Origin of the sequence: Amycolatopsis sp. NPDC051371 (assembly GCF_040682155.1) — a bacterium.
In the GTDB taxonomy this organism is placed as follows: Bacteria; Actinomycetota; Actinomycetes; order Mycobacteriales; family Pseudonocardiaceae; genus Amycolatopsis.
The window spans coordinates 54,964-80,202 of record NZ_JBFBAG010000014.1 but is presented as its reverse complement, the minus strand read 5'-3'; the positions used below and the strand labels follow the sequence as shown (position 1 = coordinate 80,202).

General features: G+C 73.0%; 20 protein-coding genes. 12 read left to right on the top strand and 8 right to left on the bottom strand.

All coding sequences use genetic code 11. The features are described from left to right. The first annotated feature begins 8 nt into the window (after positions 1-8). The 3 genes from AB0M59_RS19090 to AB0M59_RS19080 are packed head-to-tail and all read left to right on the top strand — an operon-like array spanning position 9 to position 3,491. Entirely contained in the window at positions 9-2,108 is a 2,100-nt protein-coding gene (locus AB0M59_RS19090; RefSeq protein WP_364616638.1) for a prolyl oligopeptidase family serine peptidase, read from the top strand. After that, on the top strand, positions 2,105-3,055 hold the full coding sequence (locus AB0M59_RS19085; RefSeq protein WP_364616636.1) for an LLM class F420-dependent oxidoreductase: 951 nt from the start codon (positions 2,105-2,107) through the stop codon (positions 3,053-3,055). Before AB0M59_RS19090 ends, AB0M59_RS19085 begins: the two co-directional genes overlap by 4 nt. 55 nt (positions 3,056-3,110) lie before the next feature. Further along, on the top strand, positions 3,111-3,491 hold the full coding sequence (locus AB0M59_RS19080) for a hypothetical protein (RefSeq protein WP_364616634.1): 381 nt from the start codon (positions 3,111-3,113) through the stop codon (positions 3,489-3,491). A gap of 134 nt (positions 3,492-3,625) precedes the next feature. Here AB0M59_RS19080 and AB0M59_RS19075 read toward each other — a convergent pair whose 3' ends face one another. Next, positions 3,626-6,271, bottom strand: a complete 2,646-nt coding sequence (locus AB0M59_RS19075; protein WP_364616632.1) for a LuxR C-terminal-related transcriptional regulator — start codon at positions 6,269-6,271, stop codon at positions 3,626-3,628. Positions 6,272-6,375: 104 nt separating this feature from the next. Between AB0M59_RS19075 and AB0M59_RS19070 the strand changes: the two genes are divergently transcribed. Beyond that, positions 6,376-6,924, top strand: a complete 549-nt coding sequence (locus AB0M59_RS19070; RefSeq protein WP_364616630.1) for a dihydrofolate reductase family protein — start codon at positions 6,376-6,378, stop codon at positions 6,922-6,924. Further along, positions 6,924-7,424, top strand: a complete 501-nt coding sequence (locus tag AB0M59_RS19065; RefSeq protein WP_364616628.1) for a GNAT family N-acetyltransferase — start codon at positions 6,924-6,926, stop codon at positions 7,422-7,424. Before AB0M59_RS19070 ends, AB0M59_RS19065 begins: the two co-directional genes overlap by 1 nt. Here AB0M59_RS19065 and crcB (AB0M59_RS19060) read toward each other — a convergent pair. From crcB (AB0M59_RS19060) to AB0M59_RS19040, 5 genes are all read right to left on the bottom strand, one after another. Beyond that, positions 7,421-7,795, bottom strand: a complete 375-nt coding sequence (crcB, locus tag AB0M59_RS19060; protein ID WP_364616626.1) for a fluoride efflux transporter CrcB — start codon at positions 7,793-7,795, stop codon at positions 7,421-7,423. The two genes, AB0M59_RS19065 and crcB (AB0M59_RS19060), sit on opposite strands and share 4 nt — an antisense overlap. Next, positions 7,792-8,124 (bottom strand): DUF190 domain-containing protein, encoded by a 333-nt coding sequence (locus AB0M59_RS19055; RefSeq protein ID WP_364616625.1) that lies wholly within the window; start codon positions 8,122-8,124, stop codon positions 7,792-7,794. Before AB0M59_RS19055 ends, crcB (AB0M59_RS19060) begins: the two co-directional genes overlap by 4 nt. Further along, positions 8,124-8,531: a fluoride efflux transporter CrcB gene (gene crcB / locus AB0M59_RS19050; RefSeq protein WP_364616813.1), complete on the bottom strand. Its 408-nt coding sequence runs from the start codon at positions 8,529-8,531 to the stop codon at positions 8,124-8,126. The genes AB0M59_RS19055 and crcB (AB0M59_RS19050) overlap by 1 nt, the downstream gene beginning before the upstream one ends. Positions 8,532-8,601: 70 nt before the next feature. Beyond that, a complete protein-coding gene (locus AB0M59_RS19045; RefSeq protein ID WP_364616623.1) occupies positions 8,602-9,990 on the bottom strand; it encodes an FAD-binding oxidoreductase in 1,389 nt (462 codons plus the stop codon). Positions 9,991-10,072: 82 nt separating this feature from the next. Continuing rightward, complete coding sequence (locus AB0M59_RS19040; RefSeq protein ID WP_364616621.1) at positions 10,073-13,129, bottom strand: AAA family ATPase; 3,057 nt, start codon at positions 13,127-13,129, stop codon at positions 10,073-10,075. A gap of 90 nt (positions 13,130-13,219) precedes the next feature. Between AB0M59_RS19040 and sthA the strand changes: the two genes are divergently transcribed. The 7 genes from sthA (at position 13,220) to AB0M59_RS19005 (ending at position 23,241) form a co-directional block, all read left to right on the top strand. Beyond that, positions 13,220-14,632: a Si-specific NAD(P)(+) transhydrogenase gene (gene sthA / locus AB0M59_RS19035; protein ID WP_364616619.1), complete on the top strand. Its 1,413-nt coding sequence runs from the start codon at positions 13,220-13,222 to the stop codon at positions 14,630-14,632. Positions 14,633-14,721: 89 nt separating this feature from the next. Next, positions 14,722-16,620, top strand: a complete 1,899-nt coding sequence (locus AB0M59_RS19030) for an intein-containing Rv2578c family radical SAM protein (protein WP_364616617.1) — start codon at positions 14,722-14,724, stop codon at positions 16,618-16,620. A gap of 275 nt (positions 16,621-16,895) precedes the next feature. Further along, entirely contained in the window at positions 16,896-17,498 is a 603-nt protein-coding gene (merB, locus tag AB0M59_RS19025; protein WP_364616615.1) for an organomercurial lyase, read from the top strand. Positions 17,499-17,595: 97 nt separating this feature from the next. After that, on the top strand, positions 17,596-19,371 hold the full coding sequence (gene aspS / locus AB0M59_RS19020) for an aspartate--tRNA ligase (RefSeq protein ID WP_364616613.1): 1,776 nt from the start codon (positions 17,596-17,598) through the stop codon (positions 19,369-19,371). Continuing rightward, positions 19,371-20,318, top strand: a complete 948-nt coding sequence (locus AB0M59_RS19015; RefSeq protein ID WP_364616611.1) for a DUF389 domain-containing protein — start codon at positions 19,371-19,373, stop codon at positions 20,316-20,318. Before aspS ends, AB0M59_RS19015 begins: the two co-directional genes overlap by 1 nt. A gap of 79 nt (positions 20,319-20,397) precedes the next feature. After that, the gene (locus AB0M59_RS19010; protein ID WP_364616609.1) at positions 20,398-21,582 is read left to right on the top strand and encodes a phosphotransferase; all 1,185 of its coding nucleotides are present in this window, start codon (positions 20,398-20,400) and stop codon (positions 21,580-21,582) included. Between the two features lie 786 nt (positions 21,583-22,368). Further along, on the top strand, positions 22,369-23,241 hold the full coding sequence (locus tag AB0M59_RS19005) for an SGNH/GDSL hydrolase family protein (protein WP_364616607.1): 873 nt from the start codon (positions 22,369-22,371) through the stop codon (positions 23,239-23,241). Here the strand turns inward: AB0M59_RS19005 and AB0M59_RS19000 are convergent. Beyond that, entirely contained in the window at positions 23,213-23,941 is a 729-nt protein-coding gene (locus tag AB0M59_RS19000) for a metallophosphoesterase family protein (protein ID WP_364616605.1), read from the bottom strand. The genes AB0M59_RS19005 and AB0M59_RS19000 overlap by 29 nt on opposite strands. A gap of 61 nt (positions 23,942-24,002) precedes the next feature. Continuing rightward, on the bottom strand, positions 24,003-25,220 hold the full coding sequence (locus tag AB0M59_RS18995; protein WP_364616603.1) for a cytochrome P450: 1,218 nt from the start codon (positions 25,218-25,220) through the stop codon (positions 24,003-24,005). Positions 25,221-25,239: the final 19 nt, after the last annotated feature.

Genomic DNA, 25,239 nt, shown 5'->3' with positions numbered 1-25,239 from the left:
GTGCGGACGTGACCGATGTCGACGACCTCCCGTTCCTCCGCAAGCAGGCCCGGACCCAGCGCTTCACCCTCGGCGCGCCCAAGGAGTTCCGGGTCGCCCCGGACGCCTCGCGCGTGCTGTTCCTGCGCGCGGAATCGGGCAGCGACCCCCGGCACAGCCTGTGGTCGGCCGACCTGGCCACCGGCGCCGAGACGAAGCTCGTCGACGCCGCCGAGCTGCTGCCCGGGGAAGAGGAGCTGCCGGCCGAGGAGCGGGCGCGCCGCGAACGCGCCCGCGAGACCGGCGGCGGCGTCGTCCACTACAGCGTCGACGCCGGCTTCACCGTCGCCGCGTTCTCGCTCTCGGGCAAGCTCTACACGCTGGACCTCGCTTCCGGCGAAGTGACGCTGCGCGTCGACGGCTCGGTCATCGACCCGCGCCCGAACCCGGCCGGCACGCACGTCGCGTACGTGCAGAACCGGCGGCTGCACGTGCTGGAGCTGGCCACCGGCGACGACCGCGTGCTGGTCGAGGAAGACGGCGAGGACATCGCCTGGGGTCTCGCCGAGTTCATCGCCGCCGAGGAGATGGACCGCACCCGCGGCTACTGGTGGTCCCCGGACGGCCGGAGTGTCCTGGCCGAGCGGTCCGACCGCGGCCCGGTGCCGCGCTGGACCATCGCCGACCCGGCCAACCCGCAGAACCCGGCCAACGTCGTCGCCTACCCGGCCGCGGGCACCACCAACGCCCTCGTGTCCCTCTCCGTGCTCGGCCTGGACGGCTCCCGGGTGGACGTCGCGCCGGGGGAGTGGGAGTACCTGGCCTCGGTGCACTGGTCGGCCGGCGGCGCGCCGCTGCTCGCCGTGGAGCCGCGCGACCAGAAGCGGATGGACGTCCTCGTGCTCGACGTCACCGACGGCTCGACGTCGGTGCTCCACACCGCCACCGATCAGCACTGGATCGACATCGTCGGCGGCGTCCCGGCGTGGACGCCCGACGGGCGCCTGGTCACCGAGGGCATGGTCGACGGCGACCACCGGCTCTTCGTCGGCGGCGAGGCCGTCACCCCGGCCGGGCTGCAGCTGCGGGCCGTGCTCGACGTCGGCGACGAGATCCTCTTCAGCGCCTCCGAAGCCGACCCGACGCAGATCCACGTGTTCCGGACGGAAGGCGCGTCGGTCCGCAAATTGTCCACTGTGGACGGCGTGCACGTCGGCGCCGGATCGGCGGCGGTCACCGTGCTTTCCTCGTGGAGCCTCGAACACAGCGGCCCGCGCGTGTCGGTGCTGCGGGACGGCGCGCCGGTCGCGTCGATCGCGACGTCCACTGTGGACCCGGACATCGTGCCCAACCTGACGTGGCTGACGCTGGGGGAGCGCGGCCTGCGCGCGGCGCTGCTCCTGCCGCGCGGCTACGAGCCGAGCGAAGGCAAGCTGCCGGTGCTGCTCGACCCGTACGGTGGCCCGCACGCCCAGCGCGTGCTGCAGAGCCGCAACGCGTTCCTGACGTCGCAGTGGCTGGCTGACCAGGGTTTCGCGGTGCTCGTCGCGGACGGCCGCGGCACGCCGGGCCGCGGCGCGGTCTGGGAGCGCGAGGTTCACGGCCGGCTCGCCGACGTCACCCTGCAGGACCAGGTCGACGCGCTGCAGGCGGCCGCGGCGCGGTTCCCCGAGCTGGACGTCGAGCGCGTCGCGATCCGGGGCTGGTCGTACGGCGGGTACCTGTCGGCGCTGGCGGTCCTGCGCCGGCCGGACGTCTTCCACGCGGCGGTCGCGGGCGCGCCGGTCACCGACTGGTCGCTGTACGACACGCACTACACCGAGCGGTACCTGGGCAAGCCCCAGGACGAGGTCGAGAGCTACGCGCACAACTCGCTGATCGAGAGCGCGGCGGAGCTGAGCCGCGCGCTGCTGATCGTGCACGGGCTGGCCGACGACAACGTGTTCGTCGCGCACTCGCTGCGGCTGTCGTCGGCGTTGCTGGCGAAGGGGCGGCCGCACGTGTTCCTGCCGATCGCCGGGGCCACCCACATGACGCCGCAGGCCGAAGAGGTCGCGGAGAACCTGATGCGCACGCAGGTGGACTGGTTGCTGCGCGAGCTTTCCGCCGTGGACAAGGAGAACGCATGAGTCGTTGGGGCCTCACGATCCCGTTGACCGGGGTGCCGCTCACCGCACACCGGGAGATGGTCGAACAGCTGCCGGACCTGGGCTACACCGACGCGTGGACCGCTGAAACGGCGGGTACGGACGCGTTCACGCCGTTGGTCCTGGCCTCCCAGTGGGCGCCCCAGCTGCGGCTGGGCACGGCGATCGTCCCGGTGTACACGCGCGGCCCCGGCCTGCTGGCGATGCAGGCGGCGACGGTCGCGGAGCTGGCGCCGGGCCGGTTCGTCCTCGGCATCGGCGCGTCGTCCCCGGTGATCGTCTCGAACTGGAACGCGGCTCCCTTCGAAGAGCCGTTCGCACGGTCGCGGGACACGTTGCGGTTCCTGCGTTCGGCGCTGGCGGGGGAGAAGGTCAGCGAGAAGTACGACACGTTCGCCGTCTCGAAGTTCCGCTTGGAGCGCCCGGCCGACCCGCCGCCGTCGATCATGCTGGCGGCCCTGCGCCCGGGCATGCTCCGCCTGGCCGCGCGCGAGGCCGACGGCGCGATCACGAACTGGCTGGCGGCTTCGGACGTGCCGAAGGTGCGGTCGGTGATCGGCCCGGACGTCGAGCTGGCGGCCCGGATCTTCGTGTGCCCGACCGAGGACGCGGAAGCGGCGCGAGGCCTGGGCCGGATGCTGATCTCGAGCTACCTGACGGTCCCGGTGTACGCGGCGTTCCACGACTGGCTCGGCCGCGGCGAGGCGCTGGCCCCGATGCACGAGGCGTGGGCGGCCGGTGACCGGCAGAAGGCGAACCAGGTGATCCCGGACTCGGTGGTGGACGAGCTGGTGATCCACGGCAGCGTCGAGTCGTGCCGCGAGCAGGTGCAGTCCTATGTGGACAACGGGATGACGACGCCGATCATCGCGCTGCTCCCGACGGGCGGGGATCCGTTCGAGCAGGTCCGCGGTCTCGCCCCGCGCTGATATTCCGTTGCCGCCTCCGGCGCCCGGGTGTTTCCTGGGCGCCGGAGGAGGACGGATGAAGCGCAAGACGCCGCCGGAGAAGAAGCGGCTCAGCTACTTGAAGGACCGGCGCGACGACTACGGCGAGAACGCCAAATCGACGCGCAAGAACCTGCCGCGCAGCAAGACGTTCGCCCGGCGCGCGAACCGCGCCCGCGAAAGTCTCGCGCTGCGGGCGGCGACCGGTCCGCCGGACGAAGCCCGCGCCGAAGCGGCGGAGCTGCGGCTGCTGCGGCGACGCCGCCGGGTGAAGCGCAAGTGGGCGGACGTCACGCTTGCCGAGTACGTCGAGTGGAAGCTCGAGCGCCGCGCGGAGCGGGAAGAGGGCCGGGCGGCTCGCCTCGACGAGGCCCTCGGCCGCGTACAGCGGCGGATGGGCCGCGCGGACCGCACCTAGCGTTGCGAGTCGTTCGAGCCTGCCGGAGCCAGGCTCGACAGCCCGGACCAAACGTCTTGAATGAGTCATTCAGGACCTCCGAAGACCTGAATGACTCATTCAAGACGTTTGCCCTCGCCGCCGCGCCCCTTCGGTCAGCCCGCCGCCTCCTCCGTGCACTCCCGCTCGAACCGCGCGCCGATGCGGTCCCAGATCTCCAGGGACCGGCGGAACGCGGCGGCGTCGCCGGTGAACCTGCCGCGCGCCCGGGCGACGCACGCGGCCGCCCAGTCGTTCTCCTCGGCCGTTTGGTCCGCCTGGTCCAGCCGGTCCTTCGCGGCGGGCAAGCGGGCGAGGACCGCCAGCTCCGCGCCCGCCGCGTTCGCGTACGCCCGGTACCACGGTGGGGTGAACTCCTGGAACGCGTTGCGCACCAAGCGGTCCGCGTCGGTCAGGTGTCCGGTGTGGACGGCCAGCCGGGCCTCCACGAAGGCCGTGGTGGCCGCCAGGCGCCTCGCGCGCGGTTCGGTGTGGCCGGCGAACTCCAGCGTGCGGGCCCGCCAGAGCCCGTGGTCGCCGCGCAGACCGGTCGCCAGCTCCAGCACCTGCACCGACGGCGCGAGCCACGCCAGGAGCGGGGCCCCCGCGGCGCGCCACTCGGCGAACGCGCGCTCGCCGAGTTCGACGGCCTCGTCGAACCGGCCGGACAGCGTGAGCGGCGCCAGGTACTTGAGGAGCGACACGAACGGGTAGTCGCCGTTGACCGGGTCCTGGTCGGTGGCGCGGGCGGCGATGGCCAGCGCCCCCGGCAGGTCACCCACCGCCAGCGCGCACACCGAGACGGAGTGGAACAGGTCGAACATCTCGATCCCGTCGGCCGGCCGGTGCCGGGTGAGCCCGGGCAGCAGGTCCAGCCGCGCACGGGCGATGCGGTAGGCCTCGCGCAGCCGGCCCCGGCGCGCGGCGGCCGAGTTGGCGCTGTCCAGGGCACCCTGCAGCAGCGCCGGATCGCCCGCGTCGTGCGCGGCCTCGACGGCGGCGGCCGGGTCCGCCCCGGCCTGCCAGGCCCGGGCGGTGGCGAGCACCGCCGCGTGCTCGCGGTCCTCGACCGGGGTCCGGGTCGCCCGCGCCAGCAGTTCGGCGCGGCGGGCCGCGGGCACGGGGTGGCGGAAGTCCCCGGCGAAGCGGGTCGCGAGGGTCACGGCCAGCGCCAGCATGACGGCCCGGTCCCGCTCGGCACCCGCGCGGCCGGCACCGGTGAGCAGCAGCTCGAACGCGTCGTCGCCGTCGGCCAGCGACTGCGCGGCTTCCGAGGCGCTGCGCAGGTCCCGGACGGCGTCGGCGGGCGCGGTGGCCCGCCCGGCCACGGCGCGGTAGTGCGCGCGTGACTCGACGAACGAGCCCCGGGCGAACGTGAGGTGGGCCAGCGCCCGGCCCAGCCGGTGCGCCACGGGATCCGGCTCCTCGCCGGTCCTGGCGAACGCGGCCCGGAGGTCGTCGACCACCTCGTCGTAGCCTGCCGCGCGGTCGTCTTCGTCGAGCCCGGTTTCCAGCTCCACGGCGACCCGGCTCGCCCACTCCAGGTGCGCGCGCAGCACCTCGTCGCGGTCCTCGTCATCGGCGAACCGCGCCTGCGCGAACGCCCGGACCGTCTCCAGCAGCCGGTACCGCGTGCGGTCGGAGCCGCGCCGCACCACCAGGCTCTTCTCGACCAGCCGGCCGAGCAGGTGCGCGACCGTGCTCGGCCGCTCGCGGGGCGAGACGGCCGCCGCGGCGTCGAGGTCGAAGCCCGCGGCGAACACCGCGAGCCGGTGGAACAACGCGCGTTCCGCGGGTTCCAGCAGGTCGTAGCTCCACCCGAGCACCTCGCTCAGCGAGTGGTGCCGGGCCTCGCCGCCGCGGCCGCCGGCCACCGCACGCAGCCGGTCCTCGAGCGCGGTGAGCAGCCCGTCGACACCGATGGCGGCCGCTCGCGCCGCCGCCAGCTCGATGGCCAGCGGCAGCCCGTCGAGGCGGGCACACGCGTCGGTGACCAGCGCGGGAGCGGCGGTGAACGTCCGGTCGACCCCGCGGGCGCGGTCGAGGAACAGGGTCTCGGCGGCCGAGCCGAGCGGCAGCGGCGGCACGGCGTGCGCTTCCTCGCCCGCGACCCCGAGCCGCTCCCGGCTGGTCGTAAGGATCCGCAGCCGGCCGCCTGTGCGCACCAGCGCCTCGACGAGCTCGCCGACCTCGTCGAGCACGTGCTCGCAGTTGTCGAGCACCAGCAGCATCGCCCGGCCGCGTACCCGGTCGGCCACGCTGTCGAGCAGCGGCCGCGGCGGGCGTTCGGTGACGCCGAGCGCGGTGGCCGCGGCGGCCACCACCTGACCGGGCGGAACCGGCACGAGGTCGAGGTACACCACGCCGGCCGGGAACCGCGGGGCCACCTCGGCGGCCGCCGTGACGGCGAGCCGGGTCTTGCCGACCCCGCCCGGCCCGGTGAGGGTCACCAGCCGGCCGGCCTCCAACGCCGTCGCCGTGGCCCTGAGCTCCTCGGCGCGGCCGACGAAACTGGTCCGGGCCTCCGGCAGCACCGCGTCGTCGGCCCGCGCCCCGGCTTCGGCCGCTTCGGCGGCGAGCGCGGCCAGCCCGCGACGGTCGCTCGCGCCGCACTTGCGCAGCAGCGCCGACACGTGGCTCTCCACCGTGCGGGCCGAGATGTGCAGCCGGCCGGCGATCTGCGCGTTCGTCAGGTGCTCGCCGACGGCCGCCAGCACCTCGGCCTCCCTGGCCGAGATGTCCCCCCACGGCAGCGCGTTCACCCCGCCATGATTCCGTACCCGATCCGTGGTGAGCACGGATGCCCGCCCGCGTCGCGTGGCGCAGGCTCTCTCCCAGCGGACGAGCCGACCCAGGGAGAGACCCCATGCGACGCATCATCAACTCGACGTACATCTCGCTCGACGGCGTGATCGAGACCCCGCACCACTGGCCCTCGAGCGGTCCCGACGGCGGCCAGGGCGGGGCCGTGCAGACCGAGCTGCTGCTCTCGTGCGACGCGCTCATCATGGGCAGGCGCACCTACGACGGCTTCGCGCCCGTGTGGCCGACCCGGTCGGGCGACCCGGCGAGCGACCACATCAACGCCATGGCCAAGTACGTGGTCTCGGGCACCCTCACCGATCCCGAGTGGAACAACACGAGGGTCATCGACGGCGACCCGGTGGCCGCGATCGAGAAGCTGAAGGGCGAGCCGGGGCAGAACATCGTCCAGTACGGCTTCGGGCAGCTCACCCACGCGCTGCTGGAGCACGGCCTGGTCGACGAGATCCGCCTGTGGTTCCACCCGCTGCTCGTCCGCGGTGGCGGCCCGCAGGACCTGCTGTTCCGCGAAGGCACCCTGACCAAGCTCGCGCTGGACACGGTGACCAAGCTCGACTCGGGCATCGTGATCCTCGGCTACCAGGTCCGCTGATGGACTACCGCGACTTCGTCAGGAGACTGACCCTGCCGGACGATTTCACGGCGCCGGCGGAACTGACCCACGGCGATGTGACCGCCCAGGCGATCACCCGCGCCGACCTGGCCGACGACGTGGCGGGCATCAACGCCAGCCTGGCCCTCATCCGGCGGACCCGGGGCGGCGGCTGGCCGGCCGAGGAGGTCACCGAGGAGTACAACTACGTCGACCTGGTGTGGCACGAGTGCGAGTTCCGCGACGGCGGCTCGTACACCTACGTCCTGCGCGACCCGGCGGGCGGCTACCTGGGCTGCTGCTACCTGTACCCGATGGGGGGCCGCACGAAGCTCACGGAGGACCTGCTGAAACACGACGTGGACGTCAGCTGGTGGGTGACCCCGGACGCGTACGACCGCGGGTACTACCCGAAGGTCCACACGGCACTGCGGCACTGGCTGGCCGACGACCTCCCGTTCCGCGAGCCGTACTTCTCCAACCGGGAGATCCCCGGCTAGGCGAAGACCGCCGTGGCCAGCAGCAGGCCGAGCGCGCCGGAAGCCAGTCCGGCCAGCACCGTGACCACGACGTTGAGCACCGCGTACAGCCGCGTCTTCTCCAAGAACAGCCGGACGGTCTCGTAGCCGAACGTCGAGAACGTCGTCAGGCCGCCGCAGAACCCCACCGCCACCAGCGCGCGCACCGACGACGGCTCCGCGCCGTGCAGGAGCCAGCCGCTCAGGAACCCCAGGACGAACGAGCCCACGATGTTCACCGTCAGCGTCCCGAACGGGAACGGCGAGTCCCGCCTCGCCTGCACGCGCCGATCGGTCAGGTAGCGCAGGATCGAGCCCGCCGCCCCGCCGAGGGCCACCAGGACCAGCGTCACCCGGTCCGCCCCACGTAGCGGACCACCTCGACCTGGTCGAGCGTCACCAGGCCCTCGCCGATCAGCTCGTCCAGCTGCGGCAGGAACGCGCGCAGCTTCTCCTCGGCGTCGATGATCACGATCACCATCGGCAGGTCCTCGGACAGCGACAGGATCCGCGTGGTGTGGATGAGTGACGACGCGCCGTAGCCCTCGACGCCGCGAAGCACCGAAGCGCCCGCCAGCCCGGCGTCGCGCGCCCGGCGGACGATCTCGTGGTAGAGCGGCTTGTGGTGCCAGTGGTCGTCTTCGCCGATGTAGATCGTCAGGCGGGTGGCCGGTCCTTGCATCAGCGTCCCCTTCTCACCGCACGAGTCGCCGTCAGGCCGGCGGCCACCGCGGTCAGGCACAGCACCAGCGTCGCCGCCAGGTACAGCAGTGAAGCCAGTATCCGCCCGGTCGTCGCCGCGTCGAGGGTGTCGGTCACGAACGTGGAGAACGTCGTGAAGCCGCCGAGGATCCCGACGCCGAGGAACGGCCGGAGCAGGTGGTGGGGGCGCGCGGTGGTCGTCAGGAACGCCATCAGGATGCCGATGAGCAGGCAGCCGGAGACGTTGGTGAGCAGCGTGGCGACGGCGAACTCCCCGCGGGCGTGCGGGATCGCCACCGACAGGCCGTAGCGGGCGAGGCTGCCCAGCGCGCCGCCGGCGCCGATCGCGAGCAGGACGTCCCACCGGGTCGCCGGGGTCGCGGAAATGCCGATCACCTCCGCGCCGAACCTACCCCGGCGGGGCTGACGGCCCCCTCCGGCCGTCAGCCCCGCGGGGTCACGCCGGGCGGATGTTCTGGTTGACGTGGAACACGTTCTCCGGGTCGTACCGCCGCTTCACCTGCGCCAGCCGCTCGTAGTTGGCGCCGTACGACGCGCGGACGCGGTCCTGGCCCTCCTCCATCATGAAGTTGACGTACGCGCCGCCCGCCGACGTCGGGTGCAGGTCTTCCCAGAAGTCCCGCGTCCACTGCGAAACCAGGCCGGCGTTCTCCGGCGCCGGGTCGACGCCGACGATGACCCCCGACCACCCGCCGGACCGGTGCGGGAACGCCGTCGCGTCCGACGCCACCCGGCTCGCCGCTCCGTCGATCGGGTACAGGTGCATCGACGAGTGCATCGTCGGCAGCTGCTCGCCGTGCTTCAGGTGGACGGCGATCGCGTCGTCGGAGATCTCGTGGAACACGTCCGCGCGCCAGTACCACTGCAGCCCGGCCGGGTACAGCGCGTCGAACGCTCCCTGCAGCGCCGTGTACGGCATGTCCTGCAGGCCGACCAGCAGCGGTGTCCCGAACTCGCGCACCGGCGCCAGGATTTCGTCCGCTTTGTCGTGCGAGCCCGTGTAGCACCAGATGATGCCGCACGCCTTGCGCCCCCACAGCTCCTCCGGGAACGGCGGCGCGGGCGGGATCGTCAGCAGGCCGAACCAGCCGTTCAGCTCCTCGGGCAGCGACGGCAGCAGCTCGCGGTACCAGCGCAGCACGTCCGGGGTGTCGGCCAGGTCGTACAGCACCGGCCCGCCGATGATCGTGCCGTTCTCGCCGATCTCGTGGCAGCGGAAGGTGAACGACGTGACGACGCCGAAGTTGCCGCCGCCGCCGCGCAGCCCCCAGAACAGATCGGGGTGTGAAGACTCCGATGCGTGCACGAACGAACCGTCCGCGAGGACGACGTCCGCGCCCAGCAGGTTGTCGATCGTCAGGCCGAAGCGCCGGGCCAGGTAGCCGATGCCGCCGCCGAGCGTCAGCCCCGCGACGCCGGTCGACCCGACGATGCCCGACGGTGTCGCCATCCCGAACGCGACCGTGGCGTGGTCGACGTCGCCCCAGGTGCACCCGGCGTCCGCGCGGACGGTGTGGTTGACCGGGTCGACGGTGGTGCTGCGCAGCCCGGACAGGTCGATGACCAGCGCGCCGTCGGCGACACCCAGGCCGCCCGCGTTGTGGCCCCCGCCGCGCACGGCGATGTCCAGGCCCCGCGCCCGGCCGTAGCGGACGCAGGCGACGACGTCGGCGGTGTCGCGGCAGTAGGCGATCGCCGCGGGCCGCTTGTCGATCATGGCGTTGTAGACGGCGCGGGCCTCGTCGTAGCCCGGGTCGGCCGGCGTGATCAGGTCGCCGCGCAGCGCGGTGGCCAGTTCCTCGTGCGGCAAAGCGGTGGTGGTCATGGTGCCCCTCTCGGATTTTCCCGTACCCGAGGAGAACGTAGGGACGCGGCGTTCGCGCAGCGTTCGGTCCGTTCGCCGCAGGTCAGGGCGCGGACCGAACGCTGGGACATCCGGGGCTTCGCCCCGAGCCGGGGGCTCCGCCACCCGGGCCCCCGAAAGCGCCGAGGTCTGCCTCCGCGCGCCGGCGCAGGGCGACGCTGCCCTGGGCGCGGGCCAGCTCCGCGGCCGCCCGCAGGCGGGGGACCGGGTCGGGGTCGTGGGCCGCCCGCAGCCGCAGCACCTCCGGCAGCCACCAGCGGTCGTCGCGGGCCTCCCCGGCGGCGAGCGCGGCGTCCAGCGTCGCGCGGGCCGCCTCCGGGGCCGACAGGTCGGCGACCAGCGTCAGCCAGTAGGGCATCCGGGCGAACGCGCCTTCGGCCTTGAGGTTCGCGACGCCCTCCTGCGCCGCGGCCAGCCCGGCCGCGCCGCCGCGGGACCAGCCGCCCAGCACCAGCGCCCACTCCCGGTAGTACGCGAAGCCGTACCGGTCGCACAGCGCGTGCAGCTCGGTGACGGCCGCCCACAGCGCCCGCCGGTCGCGGCGCATCTGATGGGTGATCCCGGCGTAGGACAGGGCGATGGCCAGGCTGTACGGCTGCTCGATGCCGCGGGCGAGCGCGATCGCGGCGGCGCTGCTCGCCACGGCCTCGTCGTCGTGGCCGAGGAGCCAGTGGGCGTGCGCCGCCCACGCGGGCCCGTGCACGTCCGGCCGGGTGCCGATCGGCCACGACGACGCGCCGCGCGTGCGTTCCGCGCCCAGCTCGAAGTGCCGCAGCGCCTCGGCCGGGTCGTGCCCGAGGGTCAGCGACGAGCCCGCGACGATGAAGTGCGCCGAGCCGCCCTGTTCGGCACTCGTCCCGGGGACGAGCAGCGCGAGGGCGCGTTCGGCCGCTTCGTGCGCCTCCGCTGTCCGGCCCTGGACGAACCGGGACGACCACAGTTCCAGCAGTGCCGTCAGCGCGGATTCCTTGCTGCCGGCGGACTCCGCGATCGCGAGCGACCGTTCCAGGACGTGCTGCAGCTCGGGGGAGGAGTACCCGTGGTGGGCGTTGAGCGGCCCGGCGAGCGCTTCCAGGACGGCGAGCTCCGCGCGGTCGCGGTTGCCGCTCGCCGGGCGCGCGCGGACGAGCGCCAGCGCCTCCTTGAGCAGCCGGATCGCCTCGGCGTGGGCGAACGTCCCGGCGGCGACGGCCGCGGCCCGCCGGTAGTGGGCGACGGCGCGGTCGGGCCGGCCGCCGCGGGCGTACTGCTCGGCCAGCTGCGCCGCCACGGCGTCGGTGTCGTCGGCGTGCAGCAGCTCCATGCCCTGGGCCAGCCGCCGGTGCAGCAGCCACCGCCGCGGCGGGCTGACCTGCTGGTAGGCGGCCTCGCGCAGCAGGTCGTGGGTGAAGTCGTAGCCGCCGCCGAACTCGCGCACGATCCGGCGGCGCCACAGCTCGTCGACCGCGTCGACGACGGTGTCCGCGTCGAGGTCGCTCGCCTCGGTGAGCAGCTCCAGGGTGAAGTCCCGGCCGGCCGCGGCGGCGAGCCCGGCGATCTCGCGGGCCGCCGGTCCCGGCTGCTCGAGCCGCGCCCGCAGCACGCCGGTCAGGCGGCCGGACGGCGGGGAGTCGTGGGTGCGCAAGGCTTCCACGACGTACAGCGGGAACCCGCCGGTGGCCGCGTGCAGCAGCGTGCGGTCCGACGCGGACAGCGGCCGCCCGGCCACCGCTTCGCCGAGGTGCGCGGTGCCGTCGGCGTCGAACGGGCGCAGCGGCAGCTCGGTCAGCTTGCCGTCGTCGCGCAGCTGGGCAGTCCAGGTCGCCACGCCCGGGTCGAGGTCGCCGTCCCGCAGCGTTCCGGCGACCAGCAGCGGCGCGTCCGGCAGGAGACCGAGGCAGAAGGCGAGGAACGCGCGCGTCTCTTCGTCGCACCACTGCACGTTGTCGAGCACCAGCAGGACGGGCCGCCCGCCGGCGGTGAGCGCGCGGGCGAGCCCTTCGAAGAACCGCAGGCGCTGCCACGCGTCGACCCTCGGGTGCCCGCCCGCGGCCGGGCGCGTGGCCGGCAGCAGCCGGTCGACCTCGGTCCGCCACACCGGATCCAGGGACGCCGCGGCCCGCTGGACCGCGGGCGTGCGCAGCCAGTCGGCCACCGGCGCCAGCGCGACCCGTCCCGGGGTGCCGAAACAGCGGCCGACGGCGACGACCGCGCCCTCCGCGCCGGCCAGCGCGGCGAGCTCGGCGACCAGCCGGGTCTTGCCGACCCCGGCGTCGCCGCGCACGAGGACGGCTCCCGCGCGGCCCGCCGCGGCCGCCCGCCACCGCTCGCCGAGCCGCGCCAGTTCGGCGGCCCGGCCGACGAGCCCGGGAGCCGCCGCCCGCCGGGGCTCGGGGTCCGGCCGGGCGAGCAGCCGGCGCAGCGCCGCGCGGGTCGGCTCGGCCGGGACGACGCCGAGCTCGCGTTCGAGGACCGACGCGCACCGGTGGTAGGTGCTCACCGCGCCCGCCCGGTCGCCGGCGTCGGCCTGCAGCCCCATCAGCGTCCGGTAGCCGGTCTCCTCCAGCGGGCGCAGCCGGATCCGGCGCCGCGCCGCGGCGAGCGCGACGGCCGGGTCGCCCGAGGGCGTCCGGCAGATCAGGTCGCACAGCTCGACGCACTGGCGGTCCAGTTCGGCGCGGGCCGCCAGGACCCAGTCGTCGGCCAGTCCGGGCAGCAGCTCACCGCGGTAGGCCGCGAGCGCGGCCTGGGCGTGGGCGACGACTTCACCGGCGTCGGCGTCGGCCGCCAGCGCGGCCCGGCGGGCGACGTCGAACTCCCGCACGTCCACGCGGCTCGACGGGGTGTCCCGCCAGCACAGGTCGCGCCCGGTGACGGCCAGCGAGGGCGGGTCGCCGAGCACGCGGCGCAGCTGGTGCAGCTCGCGGCGGAGGTTGGTCAGGGCCTGCGCGTCGGTCGAGTCCGGCCAGAACAGCCCGGCGATCAGCCGCCGAGGCTGCGCCAAGCCGGCGTGCACGACGAGGTGGGCCACGAGCGCGACGGACCGCGGCGACCGCGTGAGCACGGCGCCGGTCTCGTCGTCGGCGATCACCTGCTCGCCCAGCAGCGACACCCGCAGCACCCGGCCACGCTAGCCCCGAGACGGGTTCGCGCGCGGATCTTCACCGGCGAGGGGTTGCGCCGGGGCGCCCGGGTGCGCAGGCTCGACGTCGTGAGCGAGCACGAGTACGACCTCATCGTCATCGGTTCGGGCCCCGGCGGCCAGAAGGCCGCGATCGCCGCGGCGAAACTGGGCAAGCGGGTGGCGGTCGTGGACCGGCACGACATGGTCGGCGGGGTGTGCGTCAACACCGGCACGATCCCGTCCAAGACGCTGCGCGAAGCGGTGCTCTACCTGACCGGGATGAACCAGCGCGAGCTGTACGGCGCGAGCTACCGCGTCAAGCAGGACATCACGATCGCCGACCTGCTGGCGCGCACCCAGCACGTCGTCGGGCGCGAGGTCCAGGTGGTGCGCGCGCAGCTGATGCGCAACCACGTCGACCTGGTCGCCGGCATGGGCTCGTTCGCCGACCCGCACACGATCGTCGTGGACGGCAAGCACGCCGGGGACCGCCGGACGCTGACCGCGGACTACGTCGTGATCGCCACCGGCACCCGGCCGGCGCGGCCCGGGCACGTCGACTTCGACGCCGCCCGCGTGCTCGACTCCGACGAGATCCTGCGGCTCGAGCAGATCCCGTCGTCCCTCGTCGTGGTCGGCGCCGGGGTGATCGGCATCGAGTACGCGTCGATGTTCGCCGCGCTCGGCTCGCGGGTCACCGTGGTGGAGCAGCGCGACCAGATGCTCGACTTCTGCGACCCGGAGATCGTGGAGTCGCTCAAGTTCCAGCTGCGCGACCTCGGCGTCACGTTCCGCTTCGGCGAGAAGGTCGCGGACGTCGCGGTGTCCGACGACGCGACGATCACGACGCTGGTGAGCGGCAAGCGCATCCCGGCCGACGGCGTCATGTACTCCGCGGGCCGCCAGGGCATGACCGGCGAGCTGGCGCTGGACGCGGCCGGGCTGTCCTCGGACGGGCGCGGCCGGCTCGTCGTCGACGAGCACTACCGCACCGAGGTGCCGCACATCTACGCGGTCGGCGACGTGATCGGCTTCCCGGCACTGGCGGCGACGTCGATGGACCAGGGCAGGCTCGCGGCGTACCACGCGTTCGGCGAGCCGGCGAACGGCCTGGGCGCGCTGCAGCCGATCGGCATCTACACGATCCCGGAGATCTCGTACGTCGGCTCGACGGAGGCGCAGCTGACGTCGTCGTCGGTGCCGTACGAGGTCGGTATCGCGCGCTACCGGGAGCTGGCGCGCGGCCAGATCACCGGTGACAGCTACGGGATGCTGAAGCTGCTGGTGTCCACTTCGGACCGCAAGCTGCTGGGGGTGCACGTGTTCGGCACGGGCGCGACCGACCTGGTCCACATCGGACAGGCGGTGATGGGGTGCGGTGGGACGGTCGACTACCTCGTCGACGCGGTGTTCAACTACCCGACGCTGTCCGAGGCGTACAAGGTGGCGGCGCTGGACGCGACCAACAAGATCCGGGCCTTGGACCGCTTCTCGTCCTGAATCGTCCCAGGAGTCACACCAGCACCATCCCGATTCGCTTGCGGCGAACCGGTTTGACACTCGACTAGAACATATGTTCGACTGGCGCTGTGCGATGGGATCGGCAGCGAGCAGGGGAGGGTGAGCCGGCACTGCCCGGGCTGGAAGGCCTGGTGCGGTCCGTGCGGTCACCGGAGTTCGACGGCGTCACCTTTCACGAGGTGCACGCCCGCTCGGTGCTGAACAAGGTGCCCGCCGGGTCCGGCGTGCCCTTCGGCTGGACCGTCAACCCGTACCGCGGCTGCTCCCACGCCTGCACCTACTGCCTCGAAGGCGGCACCCGGATCCTGCTGGCCGACGGCCGCACGAAGGCGCTGTCCGAGCTGAAGGTCGGCGACGCGATCTACGGCACCCGCGGCCACGGCGCGTCCCGGCGGCTGGTGCCGACCCGGGTCGAAGCGCACTGGACGACCCTGCGCGTCGCCTACCGCGTGACCCTGGAGGACGGCACCCGGCTCGTCGCCGGCGGCGACCACCGGTTCCTCACGAGCAAGGGCTGGAAGCACGTCACCGGCACCAAGTTCGGCGCCGCGCAACGTCCGCACCTGGAGCCCGGCACCGAGCTGATCGGCGTCGGCCGGTTCGAGCCCACGCCGGACGAGACGCTCGGCTACCGGGCCGGCTACCTCTGCGGGATGCTCCGCTCCGGCGGGTTCGCCGCGGAACCGGACGCCGCCGCGCGCGCCCTCGAGTACCTGCCCGACTTCGGGGGGTCCGTCGGCTTCCTCCGGGTCCCGCCGGAGCCGGACGCGCACTGGCAGCGCGGCTTCCTCGCCGGCCTCTTCGACATCGCGGGCGACTACGGCCGCGGCGTCCTCGTCGTGGCGCACGACGAGCCCGAGATCACCGAAGCCTTCGCCGGCGCGCTCACCCGCTTCGGCTTCGCGCACCAGATCGACGAGGTGCCGAAGTTCCCCGCCCGCCAGGAGGTCCGGCTCCTGGGCGGGACGGCCGAGGTGCTGCGGTTCCTGCACGTGAGCAACCCCGCGGTGGCGTGGAAGCGGTCGCTGGACGGCGCGGTGATCGGCGCGAGCCGCCGCCGCGTCGAGGCGATCGAGCCGCTGGGCCTGCAGCTGCCGCTGTTCGACATCACCACCGGCACCGGCGACTTCATCGCCGACGGCATGGTGTCCCACAACTGCTTCGCCCGGAACACCCACACGTACCTGGACTTCGACGCCGGCCACGACTTCGACACCCAGGTGGTGGTGAAGGTCAACGCCCCGGAGGTGCTGACGGCGCAGCTGAAACGGCCGTCGTGGCGGCGCGAGCACGTCGCGATGGGCACGAACACCGACCCGTACCAGCGCGCGGAGGGCCGCTACCGGCTGATGCCGGGGATCATCACGGCGCTGGCCCGCTCCGGAACGCCGTTGTCGGTGCTGACGAAGGGCACCGTCCTGGCGCGCGACCTGCCGCTGCTGCAGGACGTCGCCCGGGACGTGCCGGTCAGCCTGGCGGTGTCGATCGCCCTGCTCGACCGCGAGCTGCAGCACCGCCTCGAGCCGGGCACGCCGAGCCCGCAGGCGCGGCTGGAGCTGGTCCGCAAGGCCTGCGACGCCGGGCTGCCGTGCTCGGTGCTGGTGGCGCCGGTGCTGCCGTGGCTGACGGACTCGGCGGAGGCCCTCGACGCGCTCTTCGCGCAGCTGGCCGAGGTGGGCGCGACGAGCGCGACGGTGATCCCGCTGCACCTCCGCCCGGGCGCGCGCGAGTGGTTCGGGCGCTGGCTCGCGGGGGCGTACCCGGCGCTGGTGCCGCGGTACCGGGAGCTGTACGCGCGGGGGAGTTACGTGCAGAAGGCGTACCGCGAGCGGCTGGGGGAGCGAGTGGCGCCGTTGCTGCGACGGCACGGGCTGGCTCCGAAGACGGGGTACGAGGCGCGGAGTCCGGAGCCGGCGCCCGAGCCCACGCTCGAGGCGCCGGTGGTGGAGCAGCTGCGGTTGCTCTGACGATCCGGATTTCTCGGGGATGTGGCGCCCGGCGCCGTGCGGTCCTTTGTGGACAGCACATCTTTCCAGTCCGTGATCATCCGCCGAACCGCCGTGTGGGTGAAGCCGTCACCCGGAACGCCGCCGAACACAGTCCGGCTCCTCCGTTCGCCGTAGTCCGGACACGATTGCGCCACCGTGTCGCGGCCTTGCGGAAAAATGTCCGATCGTGTCGTTGTCGCCCCACCTCACCGACGCCTAACGTCGAAGGGATCGATGCGGAAGGGAGAGCGGTGATGACGACCTCGCAGACCGACCGGGTCGCGGCCGCCCGGCTCGCGTGGGCCGCCCTGAAGCTGACCCGGGCCGGCCGGCACCCCGTCGGCGTCGAGCGGCTGGCCGCGATCGTCGGCGTCCCCCCGGCCGAAGTGCGCCGGCTCGTCGAGCTGATCGGCTTCACCCTGCACCGCGACCTCGTCAGCACCGGCCCCGCGCCGCGCGGTGCCCACCACCGGCTGCAACCGGCCGAAGGCACCCTCGGCGCCGGCCCGGACGGCACCGTCGACATGTTCCTGCTGGCCATCGCCACCGGCGAGCGCGTGCACGCCGAAGCGATCTGCCCGGTCACCCGGACGCGCATCCGCATCGACCTCACCGAGCGGGCGATCATCCAGGCCGACCCGCCGTCGGCCGTCGTCGCCGCCATCGACCTCGGCTTCGGGCTCGAGCACGTCGACGCGATGGCCTGCGCGGGCCAGCCGTTCTTCGCGTCGGCACCGGCGGCGGCCAGCTGGCTGGTGGCCCACCCCGGCGGCGGTATCTACCAGGTCGGCGCCTACCTGGCCCAGGCCCACCGGCTGGTCGCCGCGCTGGAGGCCCGGCCGAAGTACGTGCTCTGACCACTGCGCAAGCCAAGCCTGCCGACGTCGTAGGCTGGGTGGTTCGTTAGCCTTTCCAGCAGCGAGAACCGCCCCATGTCGAAGGAGAGCAGTCGCAGTGCTCCGCACTCACAACGCCGGCACCCTGCGTGCCGAGCAGGCCGGACAGACCGTCACCCTCACCGGATGGGTGGCCCGGCGGCGCGATCACGGCGGCGTCATCTTCATCGACCTGCGGGATGCCAGCGGCGTCGCCCAGGTCGTCTTCCGCGAGGGCGAGATGGCCGAGCGCGCGCACGCGCTGCGGTCGGAGTTCTGCGTCAAGATCGTCGGCGAGGTCGCGAAGCGCCCCGAGGGCAACGCGAACGCCGAGATCCCCACCGGTGAGATCGAGGTCCTCGCGACCCAGCTCGAGGTGCTGTCCGAGGCCGCGCCGCTGCCGTTCCCGATCGACGACCGGGTCGACGTCGGCGAGGAGATCCGCCTCAAGCACCGCTACCTCGACCTGCGCCGCAGCGGCCCGGCCGCGGCCATGCGGCTGCGCAGCGAGGTCAGCCGCGCCGCGCGCGAGGTGCTGCACAACCAGGACTTCGTCGAGATCGAGACGCCGACGATGACCCGCTCCACCCCGGAAGGCGCGCGCGACTTCGTCATCCCGGCCCGGCTCAAGCCCGGCTCCTGGTACGCCCTGCCGCAGTCGCCGCAGCTGTTCAAGCAGCTGCTGATGGTCGGCGGCATGGAGCGGTACTACCAGATCGCGCGCTGCTACCGCGACGAAGACTTCCGCGCCGACCGCCAGCCGGAGTTCACCCAGCTCGACATCGAGATGAGCTTCGTCGAGCAGGACGACGTCATCAAGGTCGGCGAGGACATCGTCTCGGCGCTGTGGAAGCTGATCGGGCACGAGATCCCGCGGCCCATCCCGCGCATCACCTACCACGAGGCGATGGCCAAGTACGGCTCGGACAAGCCGGACCTGCGCTTCGACCTCGAGATCACCGAGATGACGGAGTTCTTCGCCGACACGCCGTTCCGCGTGTTCCAGGCGCCGTACGTCGGCGCGGTCGTGATGGCCGGCGGCGCCGGCCAGCCGCGCCGCCAGCTCGACGCGTGGCAGGAGTGGGCGAAGCAGCGCGGCGCCAAGGGCCTCGCGTACATCCTCGTGAACGAGGACGGCACGCTCGGCGGCCCGGTCGCGAAGAACCTGTCCGAGACCGAGCGCGAGAACGTCGCGGCCGCCGCGGGCGCCAAGCCGGGCGACTGCATCTTCTTCTCCGCCGGCAAGGCCGCGAGCACGCAGCCGCTGCTCGGCGCCGCGCGCGACGAGATCGGCAAGCGCCTCGGCCTGATCGACGAGGACGCCTGGTCGTTCGTGTGGGTCGTCGACGCGCCGCTGTTCGCGCCGGTCGAGGACATCGGCGACGACGTCGCCGTCGGCTCCGGCAAGTGGACCGCCGTGCACCACGCGTTCACCTCGCCGACCCCCGAGTGGATCGACAAGTTCGAGCAGGACCCGGGCAACGCCCTGGCCTACGCCTACGACATCGTCTGCAACGGCAACGAGATCGGCGGCGGGTCGATCCGTATCCACCGCGGCGACGTCCAGAAGCGCGTCTTCAGCCTGATGGGCCTCGGCGAAGAGGAGGCGCAGGAGAAGTTCGGCTTCCTGCTCGACGCCTTCGCCTTCGGCCCGCCGCCGCACGGCGGCATCGCGTTCGGCTGGGACCGCATCGTCATGCTGCTGGCCAAGGCCGACTCGCTGCGGGACGTGATCGCGTTCCCGAAGACGGGCGGCGGGTACGACCCGCTGACCGCCGCGCCCGCGCCGATCACCGCGCAGCAGCGCAAAGAGGCCGGCATCGACGCGAAGCCGGCCACCCCGCCCCAGAACTAGTGCTGCACCTCAGGGCGGTGTGCCCGCCGGAGAAGACCGCCCAGGCGCTCGACATCCTGCGGGCACACGCCGGGACGGCGCACCTGATCGTGCACCGCGGCGTCGCCGTGTCGCCGGAAGGCGACCTGGTCGAGGCCGACATCGCGCGTGAGGCGGCGGACGAGATCGTGGACGCGCTGTGCGTGCTCGAGCTCGACCACACCGGCGGGATCACGCTCGAAGCGATCGACACGGCATTGTCCGACGCCGCCGACGAGGCGGAGGAGGCCGCGCCGGGCGAAGGCGCCGACGCCGTCGTCTGGCAGGAGCTGCTCGCCCGCACGGGCGAGGAGTCGCGGCTCAACGTGACGTTCCTGGCGTTCCTCACCATCGCCTGCCTCCTCGCGGCGGTCGGCGTGCTGACGGACTCCGCCGTGACGATCGTCGGCGCGATGGTGGTCGGTCCGGAGTTCGGGCCGCTCGCCGCCTTGGCGGTGGGCCTGGTGCTGCGCCGCTGGGACCTCGTGCGGCTGGCGGGCGCGGCGCTGGGTATCGGCTTCCCGCTGGCCATGGTGGTCACGCTCGGCGGCGCGCTGCTGGTCCGCGTCACCGACGTGTTCGGCGAGCAGGCGTTCGAGCTGAAGCAGCACAGCGAGGTCGACTTCGTCTTCTCCGTCGGCGTACCGTCGTTGGTTGTCGCGATGCTGGCGGGCGCGGCCGGGATGCTCGCCATGACCTCGGCGAAGTCGGCGGCGCTGGTGGGTGTCTTCATCTCCGTGACGACCGTGCCGGCCGCGGGCTACGCGGTCGTCGCGGCCGTGGCGGGGGAGTGGAGCCGGTGTCTTCAGTCGGTCGGGCAGCTGCTCGTCAACCTTCTCGGAATCGTTGCAGCTGCGGCCATTGTGTTGATCGTGCGCCGGAATGGGCAACGTTCACCGGTGGGGATGCGTCCGCTTTCACGGGGATGAACCCCGTCCGGGCCGGGGGCTACTTCTTGTCCGGATGTCAGTAGTCATGGTTGCTCAGTCACGAGTAGGGTCGGTGACAATGACAGTCGACACCTCCTCCACCGGCGATGCTGGGGTCGGGGCAGGAGCCGAGCACCTCGCCATCGCCGCGGCGGTCGCGGCGGGCGAGTCCGTTCTCTCGCGCCGGTTCGGCAGTGCGATCACGCTGGTCGCGCCCGAAGACCTGGCCGGGAGCGGGCCGGCGACGGTGGTCCGGGCGAGAGTGGTGTCGTCGTCGTTCGCGCTGCCACGCACGCTGGTCATCAAGCACTATCCGGACGAGCCGTCCTCGGGTGCCGATCCGTTCGCCCAGGAGGCGGTCAGCTACCAGCTGTTCACGGCGCTGGCGCCGGACGAGCGGATGTGCCCGGAGCTGCTCGCCCACGACGGCCGCGACCGCGTGCTGGTGCTGGAGGACCTCGGCCGCACGCCGACGCTGGAGGACAAGCTCTACGCTCGCGACTCCCGCGCGGCCGAGCGCGCGCTGCTGTCCTGGGCCCGCTCGCTGGGCCGGCTGCACGCGAGCACGGCAGGGCGCGAAGCCGACTTCAACGCGCTGCTGCGCCGGCTCGGCGGCCCGGCGAAGCCCGACTCGAGCGACAGTGACGAGCTGTGGTCGCGGGTGCCCGCGGTGATCCAGGAGCGGCTGGGCATCCCGGCGCCGGACGAGGTCCTTTCCCAGGTGGCGGAGGCGCGGGAGCAGTCGGCTTCGGCCGGTTTCCGCGCGTTCAGCCCGGTGGAGCTGAGCCCGGACAACAACCTGGTGACCGGCGAGAGCGTCCGGTTCCTCGACTTCGAGTACGGCCGCGTCCGCTCGGCCCTGGTCGACGCGGCGCACCTGAGGCTGCCGTTCGCGAGCTGGCCGGACGCGCTGGCCCTGCCGGCGGGCATGAGCGAGGCGATGGTCGCGGCGTGGCGCGCGGAGGTGGTGGGGGTCTGGCCGGCGCTGGCCGACGACGAGGCCCTGGCCGCGCACCTGACGACCAGCGAGCTGCTGCGCGTCTGGCGCATCACGGGGGAGGAGCTGGGGTCGCTCGACCTGTCCCGGCACGCCGCCCCGGTGAGCCGCGAGGCGGCGCTGGTGACGTGGTGGCGCGATCTGGCCAAGCACGCGGGATATGTCCGGATGACGGCGGTTTCGGAGTTCGCGGCCCGGGTGGCGGCCGCGCTGGCTGCGCGGCTGGGACCGCACGCCGACCTGGCGTTCTACCCGGCTTTTCGCTGAGGTCTGGCGGCCGGTCCGGTGGCGCCGGGTCTGCCGGCGTCGCGAATGACTCATTCGCGGCGTCGGAGGTCCCGAAGGAGTCATTCGCGACACCACCTCCGCGCGCCGACCAGGCGTTCTACCTGGCTTTCCGCTGAGATCGGCGGGTTGTCCACAGGCCGGCCGTGATGTGGACCGTGCGGCCGTTTCGCGGCTGGTCCCGGCTTTTCGTCGGGGCTCGCCGATACGCTGGAGGCGGGGCCGGCCCCCAGGGACGGGCGGGGGCTGCTTTCGGGGCGGAGGAGGGGCGGCTCTGCCGCCAACCTCGGGGTAGCCGGGCCGGGCCGCGTGTTCGTGGCAGTCCAGACGTCTTGAATGACTCATGTCGTCAGACGACAGGGTCCCGGCAAGTCGGGTGGCCAGGCCGGGATCGGCGGTCGCTCCGGGGAGCCGGCGTGTCCTGAATGACCCATTCAGGACCTCTGAAGACCTGAATGACTCATTCAGGACGTTTGGTGGGCCGGCGGCGAGCGTGCGACTGGACTTTGCCGGAGCCCGGTCGTCAGACGAGGTGAATAAGTCATTCACGACATCGCAGCCGCGCGGCCGTGCTCTTGGAGCGGCGCAGCGGCACTCCTGAGCCGCGGGCCTGCCACGCGCAGCCAACCGACGTCGCCGGGTTCCGAAGGGGAGGGCCGCCCGCCCCGGACAGGACATTTCGCCCTCCTGTGAGGTGAGCGTCAAGAATTAGGCGCCCGGTCGCGGGCGTGTTACCTCGTCCTCACCGCAAGTGAGCTTCCGTGGCCGATGGTCGTGGGCGTGACCGTGATGAGTGTCGAAGTCACTCCCTTCCCCGAACCGCCGCCGGACCGCCCCGCGCTCGCGGCCGTGCCCGCGCTCGCGGCCGTGCCGCCGCTGAAGCAGGCGCGCCGGCTTGTCGTGCTCGGTGACTCCACCGCCGTCGGGCTCGGCGATCCGCTGCCGCGGCGCGGGGGCTGGCGGGGCGTCGGCCCGCTCGTCGCGGCCGCGCTCGGGGTCGAGGCCGGTGGCTACCTGAACCCCGCCTTCACCGGCGCCCGGATGCGCTGCGTGCTCACCGAACAGGTACCCGCCGCCGTCGCGCACCGGCCGGACGTCGCGCTGCTCGTGGCCGGCATGAACGACACCCTGCGCCCGGACTTCGACGCCGCCCGCATCGCCGCCGACCTCACCGGCATCGTCCACCGGCTGCGGGACACCGGCACCACCGTGATCCCGGTCCGCTTCCACGACCACAGCAAGGTCTTCCGCCTCCCGCCGTCGCTCAAGCGCGCCCTCAGTGCCCGCGTCGTCGAGCTGAACGCCGCCATCGACGAGGTCGTCCTCCGCGAAGGCGTGCCCTGCCTCGACCTCGACCGCCTCCCCGGTGCCTACGACCTGACCGTCTGGAGCGTCGACCGGCTGCACCCCTCCGAACTCGGCCACCGCCTGCTCGCCGACGGTTTCACCGGCCTCCTCGCCGAAGCCGGCTTCGATGTTCCCGAGCCGGTGAGCCTCACCTGCGGTGGTGGGGTCGAGCCGGGCGCGGCGGGGCACGTGGGGTGGTTGGTGCTCAAGGGAATCCCGTGGCTCTGGCGCCGCGGCCGCGAGTTCCTGCCCTACGCCGCGGTCATCATGTGGAAGTCGTTCCGGGGCCGCTGAACACCCGCAGCGCCTCCGCGTCCGAAGCCGGGTCGCGGACGAAGTAGTCCGCCCACTCCTCGATATCGGGATAGGACGACCGCGAAGCCAGGAACCGGCACGCCGCCTCGACGTCATAGGACGTGCGCCGCAGCTGGACGCCGTCGCCGAGCATCGCCCAGTGCGCACCCCTTGCGCCGTAAGGCATTCCGACGCTGCCGGGGTTGACGACCAGCCGCCGGTCCGCGAGCCGGACGAACGGCATGTGCGTGTGGCCCAGCACGACGGTTCGCTCGGCCACCCCGGAGAAAACTTCGGCCCAGCGCTCCAGCGGGCTGTCGACGAGCACGATTTCCGTGTCGTCGCGCGGGGTCGCGTGGCAGAACAGCACGCCGTCGAGCGACACCGTCAGCGGCAGGGCGTCGAGCACCGGAAGATCCGTGGGACGCAGTTGTTCCGCCGCCCACGGGAAGATCGGGTCCGGGACGAACTTCCCGGTGCCGCGGGCCGAGGCCGCCAGCTCCCGGTCCGCGTTGCCCCGCACCCAGATCGCCCGCGGGCCCAGCGCCAGCAGCCGATCCAGGGTCTCGACCGGCATCGGTCCGGCGAGCATGTCGCCGAGCAGCACGATCCGGTCCGCCGCTTCGACGTCCGGCTCGGCGAGCACGGCCTCCAGCGCGGGGAGGACGCCGTGGATGTCGGACAGCACCGCCACGTTCATCGGTCCACTCTCGGGCACGGCAGCGCCCCGGGCGAGGGGTTTCGCCCAGGGCGCAACCGGGCTACACCGTGGTGAGCGGCAGCTCCCGCACCCCGGTCATGTTCGGGTTGATCTGGAACTTCGGCGGCTCACCCGGGATCGTGCGCAGCGCCGGGTAGCGGTCGAACAGGATGTTCAGCGCCACCCGGCCTTCGAGCCGGGCGAGCGGCGCCCCGATGCAGAAGTGGATCCCGCGGCCGAACGCGAGGTGCGGGTTGGGGTCGCGCAACGGATTGAACGTGTCCGGCTCGGCGAACACCCGGTCGTCCCGGTTGGCCGCCGCGACCCAGATCATCAGCATCTGGTCCGCGGGCACGGTCGTCCCGCCCAGCTCCACTTCGCGCGTGGTCGCCCGGGCCACCGCCGCGAACGGCGACAGGTACCGCAGCGACTCCTCGATCGCCGGTGGCACCAGCGACCGGTCGGCGCGCACGCGCTCGTCCCACTCGCGGTGCGTGTCCAGGCACAGCACCGCGTTGCCGAGCAGCATCGTGGTGGTGATGTGCCCGGCCAGCAGCAGGACGTTGGCGAAGTTCACGACCTCGTTGCGGGTCAGCTTCTCCCCGTCGAGCTCGGCTTCGACGAGCTTCGTCAGCAGGTCCTCCCGGGGCTGCTTCCGCCGTTCGTCGACGTGCACGCCCAGGTACTCGACGAGCGCCTTCTGCCCCTCCAGGGACTTCTTGACCGCGTCCTGCCGTCCCTCGGTCTGCTCTTTCAGCGAGAACTGCTCGGAGGAGTCGAACAGCTTGTCCACCCAGCCCTTGAACAGGTGCCGGTCGCTCGCGGGGACCCCCAGCAGCTCCGCGATGACGATCACCGGCAACGGGTAGGCGAGGTCTTCGACCAGCTCGAGCCGCCCGTCACCGCCCGCCGCGTCGAGCATCTCGTTCGTCACCGCGGCGATGCGCGGCTCCAGGTCCGCGACGACTTTCGGCGTGAACGCCCGGCTGACGAGCTTGCGCATCTTGTTGTGCAGCGGCGGGTCCAGCTGCAGCAGGTTCCCCGCCTGCATCTCCTCGAAGTCGACGCCGGCGTCCGGCAGCAGGTCCTTCGGCACCAGCCGGGTGGTGTCCGAGGAGTACGTCGCCGGGTCGCGCAGGACCTCTTCGGCCTCCGGGTGCCCGTAGACGTTCCAGAAGCCGAGGTCGGCCGCGTGGTGCACGCGGTCCTCGGGCTGCTTCCCCCGCAGCCAGAACTGGGATTCGTGGAGTCCCCAGGTGTCCGCTTGTGTAGTGGTCATGTCCGCCCCTTCTTTCCCC

Coding starts and splice junctions, on each gene's coding strand:
- AB0M59_RS19065 (WP_364616628.1), top strand. CDS start 6,924: ATGGACTACCGCGACTTCGTCAGGAGACTGACCCTGCCGGACGATTTC.
- AB0M59_RS19070 (WP_364616630.1), top strand. CDS start 6,376: ATGCGACGCATCATCAACTCGACGTACATCTCGCTCGACGGCGTGATC.
- merB (WP_364616615.1), top strand. CDS start 16,896: ATGACGACCTCGCAGACCGACCGGGTCGCGGCCGCCCGGCTCGCGTGG.
- AB0M59_RS19005 (WP_364616607.1), top strand. CDS start 22,369: ATGGTCGTGGGCGTGACCGTGATGAGTGTCGAAGTCACTCCCTTCCCC.
- AB0M59_RS19085 (WP_364616636.1), top strand. CDS start 2,105: ATGAGTCGTTGGGGCCTCACGATCCCGTTGACCGGGGTGCCGCTCACC.
- AB0M59_RS18995 (WP_364616603.1), bottom strand. CDS start 25,220: ATGACCACTACACAAGCGGACACCTGGGGACTCCACGAATCCCAGTTC.
- AB0M59_RS19055 (WP_364616625.1), bottom strand. CDS start 8,124: ATGCAAGGACCGGCCACCCGCCTGACGATCTACATCGGCGAAGACGAC.
- AB0M59_RS19080 (WP_364616634.1), top strand. CDS start 3,111: ATGAAGCGCAAGACGCCGCCGGAGAAGAAGCGGCTCAGCTACTTGAAG.
- AB0M59_RS19010 (WP_364616609.1), top strand. CDS start 20,398: ATGACAGTCGACACCTCCTCCACCGGCGATGCTGGGGTCGGGGCAGGA.
- AB0M59_RS19045 (WP_364616623.1), bottom strand. CDS start 9,990: ATGACCACCACCGCTTTGCCGCACGAGGAACTGGCCACCGCGCTGCGC.
- AB0M59_RS19000 (WP_364616605.1), bottom strand. CDS start 23,941: ATGAACGTGGCGGTGCTGTCCGACATCCACGGCGTCCTCCCCGCGCTG.